The following is a 281-nucleotide window of genomic DNA, read 5'->3' on the forward strand; positions in this document are numbered from 1 at the left end:
GAGAGCTTGGCAAACGAGTGTAGAGTTTAAGAACTTAGACCCTGGTACTTATAAATTGCAAGCAACTTTGCCTACTGCCAATACCCAAAGTATAGTAACTTGTGTATACGAAAAAGAAGTTACCATACAGCAAATAACTCCTTCATTGCAAGTAACAGCAACCAACCCGCTATGTAATGGCGGACTGGGAGCATTGCAAATACAGTTGAGTTATCCACCATATTTTCCGTATACCTATAAGATTATCAAAGACGGACAGGTGGTAGCACAACAAGCAGTAA

At 40.2% G+C, this 281-nt stretch carries 1 protein-coding gene; it reads left to right on the forward strand.

Translation table 11 applies throughout. From position 1 onward, the window contains the following. Positions 1-281 (forward strand): hypothetical protein (locus tag HMPREF9075_RS13485; RefSeq protein WP_009414833.1); only part of this gene is annotated, 281 nt, incomplete at both ends.

It is taken from the genome of Capnocytophaga sp. oral taxon 332 str. F0381 (genome assembly GCF_000318275.2).
In the GTDB taxonomy this organism is placed as follows: domain Bacteria; phylum Bacteroidota; class Bacteroidia; order Flavobacteriales; family Flavobacteriaceae; genus Capnocytophaga; species Capnocytophaga bilenii.